Source organism: Pseudomonas sp. NBRC 111130, from assembly GCF_001320485.1.
Classification (GTDB): domain Bacteria; phylum Pseudomonadota; class Gammaproteobacteria; order Pseudomonadales; family Pseudomonadaceae; genus Aquipseudomonas; species Aquipseudomonas vlassakiae.
Genome location: NZ_BCBG01000047.1, coordinates 36,525 through 42,560, shown reverse-complemented (window position 1 = coordinate 42,560; position 6,036 = coordinate 36,525). Strand labels below are relative to the sequence as shown.

The window sequence follows — 6,036 nt, the reverse complement described above, 5'->3', positions numbered from 1 at the left end:
GCAGCCAAGCCTTTATTCTCAGGGCCTGCAGCCTGATTGCTGTCATTAAGCTGTCATTCTCCGAAAATCTGCTTCAGTGTGAGTTTCGAAGTGACTGGTGGCGGAGGTAGCACGGTGCCCCTTGCTACGATGATCCCGATCCGGCGAAGACGAGTGACGAATCGACCGGTATCAAGGAAGTAGTTCGGATACGCCTTCTTGAGTGCGGATACCGATTGGGCTGCAACTAGTACGACTTGGACACTATCATTACCCTTCGCAGCTTTTTCCCTTTCCAAGTAATCCGATGTGGCTTTTGGAAGCTCTTCTCGCGAATACCCGTTCACAGTTACATTTCTGTCTTGGGTATTGAGCTCTAATAGGTAGTAGTGGGTTTTTTCATCTTGAGTGTGATGAAGCTCTTCTACTATGGAGTTGTAGACTGTAAGTTTTTCAATCACCTCAAGTTCTTCCGCGATCTCCATGGTCTGGCTTAGAATCTCCATCTTGCTAAGATGGCGATGTGCGGCAAGAACTTCGCAGTCCTCCATTAAGGCAAAGCTAGAGGAGGCGAATTGAAAGAACTCAAGCCAACGAGCATTGCCCATGCTCGACTTCAGCGCCTGGTTTAGAAAAACTCCGGCCGTTTCCACCGCAGTAGCCCAAGCGTGCTGAACTTCGTTGCGGATTTGGATTTCAAGCTGCAGACCTTCGTAGTCTTTTGCGGCACCCTTCCGATTGTTATATTTATAAACTAAATGGATGCCCCTATACCCTGAGTCTTTAGGGTCTTTAATGTAGTCGTACTCAGAAACAAGGATATGATCCCATTTGCTTTGTAGGTAGGATTCCCGCAGGCGGTAAATAGCCTTTAGACTTGGTACTACAGCACGTAATCCGCCAATGTCTTGCATACGTGCGAGGCTCATGCCAGGGAAACGCTCAAGTTTAGCTACGATTGACGGAATACGCTTTAGGCGCTGGGCTACAAGGCCATTGATTCCCAGCGATTTGAGTTTGTTTCTCAGACTTGCTTGGAAAGTGTTAACTGGATAGCTGTGGCTTGAGCGCCAGTTGTTGAGAATTAGCAATGCTTCCTCAAACGCCTCATCAGTTGCATTTTCATCAAACAGGGTGGAGCCTGCCTTCATGACTTTTTTCTTGCTGTACTGTGGGGTTACCCAAGCCATTTTTGCCTTCCATGGAAGCATTTAGGAATCCTCGATGATGGCACCTTGCCCAATCGCGGGCAATGGATCGTGCGTGGATTTCTGATCCCACATGTCTACAGCTTTCGACCCCATCTGCCCCTCATCGTTTGGCATCCATCTCCCGTACACCCTCGCAATCATCGTCCAGTCGCTGTGCCCCATCTGCTTCGCTACCCACATCGGATGCTCCCCGGCAGAAAGCATCATCGAAGCGTAAGTGTGTCGAGTCTGGTAGGGGCGCCGGTATCGTACGCCGGCCTTTTTCATTGCTGGATGCCACATGGTTTTGCGGATCGGTTGATCACCTGCCCAGCGCTCAAGCGTCCGCGGGTTTTGAAAAACCTCTGCATCAGCCAAGAACGTGTGCGCCTTCTGCGCTGTCAGCGCTTCAAGTGCGGGTCGCAGCAGCTTCACCGATCGCCGGCCCGCGGCAGTCTTCGTCACCTCAGCCTCTCCACCTGCAGCCTGGGTCATTGCCCGGCTGATCATCACTTCCCCTCGGACCCAGTCCACATCTCCCCAATCCAGCGCGACCAGTTCACTTGTCCGGAGTCCTGTCCACAGCGCGAACTGGACCATATTCCTAGCCTGTCCGCTCAAGGCGGCCAGAATCGCCCGCTGTTCTTCAGGCGTGAACGGATCCACGTCATCCTCTCTCGGCGGTGCTTCCTTCCGGGCGTATGTCCAGCCTGCCAGCGGATTCGTATCCAGCAGCTCCTCGTCGACCGCATCGTTCAGGGCCGACCGCAGGCAACTCTGGATGTTGCTCAGCGTCTTGTTGCCGACCTGCACCTTGTCCAGCCAGTCCTTTATCGTCTTCCGCTTGAGGTCTAGGACAACATGGTGGCCCAGGGCAGGAACGAGTCGCAGCTCGACAATCTTTCGATAGCCTTCGAAGGTGCTGCTGGAAATATGCTTCTTCTTCGCCTCCAGCCACCTGGTCAGGTATCCACCAACCGTTTCCTGGCTGGTTTCCGGTGCGAACTTTGCGGCCCGCGGAGAGCCGGGGAACGTGACGGAATAGTCAAACGTCCCCTGTGCAATGGCGTGTTCAATCGCCGCCTTGTGCTGTTGTGCCTTTTTCAGGTTAGTGGCGGTGGGCTTGAGCGAGACGCGCTCGCGGCACCTAACACCCCGGAACATGAACGTGATCTCGATGCTCGAGTCTGAGACTGCCCTGACCCCGCTCCCGCCTCTACCCATGATTCATATCCTTCCATGTCAATCAGCGTCCGGCCATCCGGCGCTTTTAGCCAAATTTCACCTAGCCGCCAGATCCCGTCGCGGATCTTTGAGCGGATCGCGTCCTCGGTGTAGCCAGACTCGCTGGCGAATTTTCTGACGGTCATGTAGCGCATTGTCTTACCCCGCCTGACGCGTCAGGTTTTCGTTTTCACGCTGATCTGTCACAGCAACCCCCGAAAGTGGTCGGCCAGCACGCGCCGTCCGTCCAGACCGCAAGCGGCTGACAAGTCGATCACTTGCCCGAAGGTGGTGTCGCGCTGCTGCAGGGCATCCCACAGCAGTAGGAGCAGGCCGGCTTGGCTCATGGCTGCCTCTCCTGCACCACCTGCTGCGTGGTGAGGTGCCGGATCGCGGCGTCGATACGCTGGTCCAGATCCTCACCTACACGCAAAGTGCCGATACCGCCTGCTCTGTCGAATACGGCAGGTGTGTGCCCGGAGTGAGTGGAAAGTGCTTGGTCGCGTAGCCAGCGGTACCGGCGTGCATCAGCGGCCATGCGGACATGCTCGTCGATGTTGAGCGCTTCACGCTCAAGTGCTGGCGACACCAGGTCGCCTTGGCTGGCGGCTGTGATCACAGCTAGCCCGCGACCCACGGATACCAACTCCCCAAGCTTCACAAACGGCAGGATGCTCGACAGGGGCGCCGCCTCGCATGCGCGTAGCACCAGGGTGATGCGGTCAGGTTGCGTCATGTTGGGCTCCTTGGGTCGTTGCAGCCAGTGTCAGCGCATCCAGCAGAGCGTTAGCGCGCTTGTTGCGGTCCAGGTATTCGCGGATCGCCTTCACGATCAGGCTGTTCATGCTGCGGTCGTCGGCATCTGCTGCGATGGTCACTTGTTCGCGCATGCCATCTGGCAGGCGAACAACGAATTTGTCAGCGACGCGTGAGCCGTACTCAAAGGCCATGGTTCACCTCCTGTGCCTGAACAGCCTGTTCCTGGGCCAGCAGCTCGCGCCATTCGGCTTCCGTTCGGTTGGCGTAGAGCGGTTCGCTCTCTTGGCTCGTTGCCTCAACAGTGATCGCTGCTGGCGCGGGCATTCCGGCAGCCTTGCGCTCGGCGATTTCCTGGCGGTCGACTGACACGCCCTGTGGCGCCTCGATGCCAAGTCGGACTTGGCTACCTTTGATGCCCAACACGACAACGGTGATGTTGTCGGAGATCTTGATGGATTCGCCTACACGGCGTGTGAGGATCAACATGGTGAAGCTCCTTTTTCAGGCAAGCCGAGGGCCTGCCGCGGTTGATGGCTTTCGCAAAAATCAGGGATGGATCAGGTCAGGCCAGCAGCGTCACGCCACCGCCAGGGCGCACTCCGCGCGCCGGGTTGCTATGCGGGTTTCAATCTTTCGCTCGCCGCTGTTACCGCCACGGCGGATGCGCATTGCATGGTCGTCGCCGATCATTCCGTGGATGGCCATGATCAGCGCCAAAGCAGTAACGGCAGGGCTGATGACGCCGCGCTTGAATGCCTCAGCAACCAGAGCAGCGCGGCGGGTTACGCCCCACTTTGTGCCCAGGGCGATCAGGCGTTTCTTCACTCCGTCTTCGCTGATGCCTAGGGTGCGGGCAGCCTCTTTCCCGGAGGCGCCACCAGCAATAGCCAGCAGGCACTCAAGCTCGCGAGGGGCTGCGCCATGGCCAAGCAGGCCTTGCCAGTTACCGAGGGTTATGGTTGCTGTCGTGGTCATGGTGGCGCTCCTTGCTGGTTGGGATGAGTCAAATATGGATTAACTCATATTTTTGGTCAAGGGGTTTTCTCATATTTTGGCGTGGATACTCATAACCCTCGCAGCGCGGGCAAAAAAAATCCGGCCATTGGCCGGAATTGCGGTTGCTTGAGTTGGGGCTATATGGTCGCGGTATACCAGAATACGCGACCGAGAATCTTGAGCTTGCCATCCAATGCTTCGACCAGTGGGTAATCTTCGTCCGGATGGTCCGCTCGGTTGTAGCTCCTTAGCCGAGTCCCATAATCGGGAAGGCTATGCAGGAGTTTCACTCTGAGCTGCCCCCTATGGGCAACTGCGTACATTCTCCCGTCATCGCCATCTAAGATCTGAGTGTTTATGGCAACCACGCTACCTGAGGGCAGGACAGGGTCCATCGAGTTTCCGCGCACCTCGATGCAAAATGCGCGATCCGGAGTGATTCCTTGCCGGCTGAGAATCTCAGTATCGAATCGCATTTTGCGAGTTTTAGACACTGCGAATCCTGGTGGTAGAACGAGGCCGCTCCTCAGCACAGATTCGGGGGCATCTCGGTCCTCTTCAATGAACCAGAGGAACGTTTCCGAGTCATCTAGCGGCGAATCTACATCCCATGTGTTGAATGGGCGTGTAGTTTTGAATCCATCAGGCACCGGGCCGCGAAAAATGACATGGTCCTCAACCATTGGACCCACGCCAGTCTCCAACCACACAGGGCTTACCCCGCATACGCTAGCAATCGAGACGGTGTGCGAGGAGCCCTGAGACTTCCCTCTTTCGAGGTTCGAAATAGAGGTTTGGTCAATTCCAACCTGGCGAGCGAGCTCTGCCTGGGTAAGGCCTGCTTGCTTACGGGCTGCTTTCAAACGTTGGCTGTAGTTCATCTCAATATCTTCAGGGGTTTACCCCTAGGCTTGCAAATGAGTATTCTCATGATATAGCCTAGGGGAAAGCTCATAAAAGGTGTTGGATATGGATCTTCGCATCCAGAAGCTCATAAACCATTTCGGCACACAGCAGAAGGCAGCTGTGGCTCTGGGTGTCGACCAAACGACGATCTCTGGATGGTTGCGCGGCAAACACTCTATTTCGCCAGCAAATGCACTTCGTATTCAGATCGCCACATCTGGAGCTATCCAGGCTGCTGACGTTTGCTCTGTTCTCGCGGATTTGGCCCCGACCTTGAAGCAAATGGTACCTGCCAACAGCCATCAGCGTAACTCCACTGAGGCGGCTGTGAATCCATCCAGTGCCGGAGGTGCCCAGTGAGCAACGTAATCCACCTCGACTTCGAAGGGCGGCAGGTAGACCTAAGCGCTGATGGGTGGCTGAACGCCACGAAAATCGCCAAGCAGTTTGGCAAGGAGCCGACTGCCTGGCTTCGCCAAATCGACACCCTCGAATACCTTTGCGTTATGGGAGATGCCCTTGGGGTCAATTCTGTCACCCTGACAGAATTCAATGAAATCAAAGAGTTAGATGCATCTAAGTCTTGGGTTCGCTCCAAGATTCTCGCTCTCGCGAAAAGGACTGGTCTCGTGATGACCAAGGCCGGCGGAAGCGGCGGGACATGGCTGCACCCGAAGGTCAGGGTTTATTTCGGTCGCTGGATCAGCACTAAGTTCGCTGTTTGGTGCGATACGAAAGTTGAAGCACTGCTGAGCGGTGCTCCGTCGAAGCTGGATCGACTCAATCGCGCTTGCAAGATTTTCGACGACCGCGAATCTCTCGCCAGCACCTACGGGCGCGGACTTTGTGAGTGGAAGCGCGACAAGCCGCTGCTGCTAGGCGACATCGAGCGCGAGCTTGATTCACTGCAAATGGTGCTCGGCTTGAACAACCCCAATCAACCTCGCCTGAAGGCCTTCTCATGACGGCCTCGGCGTCTCAG

The 6,036-nt window shown here is 55.9% G+C and carries 9 protein-coding genes and 1 pseudogene; 2 read left to right on the top strand and 8 right to left on the bottom strand.

The annotated features are described in order from the left end of the window. Positions 1–53 precede the first annotated feature (53 nt). From APH33_RS19250 to APH33_RS28030, 8 genes and pseudogenes are all read right to left on the bottom strand, one after another. Positions 54–1,190, bottom strand: a complete 1,137-nt coding sequence (locus tag APH33_RS19250) for a RelA/SpoT domain-containing protein (protein ID WP_054886683.1) — start codon at positions 1,188–1,190, stop codon at positions 54–56. Next, a complete protein-coding gene (locus APH33_RS19245) occupies positions 1,191–2,393 on the bottom strand; it encodes an Arm DNA-binding domain-containing protein (protein WP_054886682.1) in 1,203 nt (400 codons plus the stop codon). A 203-nt stretch (positions 2,394–2,596) separates the two neighbouring features. Then, entirely contained in the window at positions 2,597–2,740 is a 144-nt protein-coding gene (locus APH33_RS27470) for a hypothetical protein (protein ID WP_176507120.1), read from the bottom strand. Continuing rightward, positions 2,737–3,129 carry a hypothetical protein gene (locus APH33_RS27465; RefSeq protein WP_176506971.1) on the bottom strand — a complete coding sequence of 131 codons (393 nt, stop codon included), beginning with the start codon at positions 3,127–3,129 and terminating at the stop codon, positions 2,737–2,739. Before APH33_RS27465 ends, APH33_RS27470 begins: the two co-directional genes overlap by 4 nt. Further along, positions 3,116–3,343 (bottom strand): Arc family DNA-binding protein, encoded by a 228-nt coding sequence (locus tag APH33_RS19235; protein WP_054886681.1) that lies wholly within the window; start codon positions 3,341–3,343, stop codon positions 3,116–3,118. Before APH33_RS19235 ends, APH33_RS27465 begins: the two co-directional genes overlap by 14 nt. 121 nt (positions 3,344–3,464) lie before the next feature. Continuing rightward, positions 3,465–3,638: pseudogene (csrA, locus tag APH33_RS27760) on the bottom strand (carbon storage regulator CsrA); the annotation flags it as partial. A 90-nt stretch (positions 3,639–3,728) separates the two neighbouring features. Continuing rightward, the gene (locus tag APH33_RS19225) at positions 3,729–4,127 is read right to left on the bottom strand and encodes a LuxR C-terminal-related transcriptional regulator (RefSeq protein ID WP_054886679.1); all 399 of its coding nucleotides are present in this window, start codon (positions 4,125–4,127) and stop codon (positions 3,729–3,731) included. A gap of 158 nt (positions 4,128–4,285) precedes the next feature. Continuing rightward, positions 4,286–5,029: a helix-turn-helix transcriptional regulator gene (locus APH33_RS28030; protein WP_054886678.1), complete on the bottom strand. Its 744-nt coding sequence runs from the start codon at positions 5,027–5,029 to the stop codon at positions 4,286–4,288. Between the two features lie 88 nt (positions 5,030–5,117). Between APH33_RS28030 and APH33_RS26835 the strand changes: the two genes are divergently transcribed. Next, on the top strand, positions 5,118–5,414 hold the full coding sequence (locus tag APH33_RS26835) for a Cro/CI family transcriptional regulator (protein ID WP_082433658.1): 297 nt from the start codon (positions 5,118–5,120) through the stop codon (positions 5,412–5,414). After that, positions 5,411–6,019, top strand: coding sequence for a KilA-N domain-containing protein (locus APH33_RS19210; RefSeq protein ID WP_054886677.1), 609 nt, complete (start codon positions 5,411–5,413; stop codon positions 6,017–6,019). Before APH33_RS26835 ends, APH33_RS19210 begins: the two co-directional genes overlap by 4 nt. Positions 6,020–6,036 lie beyond the last annotated feature (17 nt).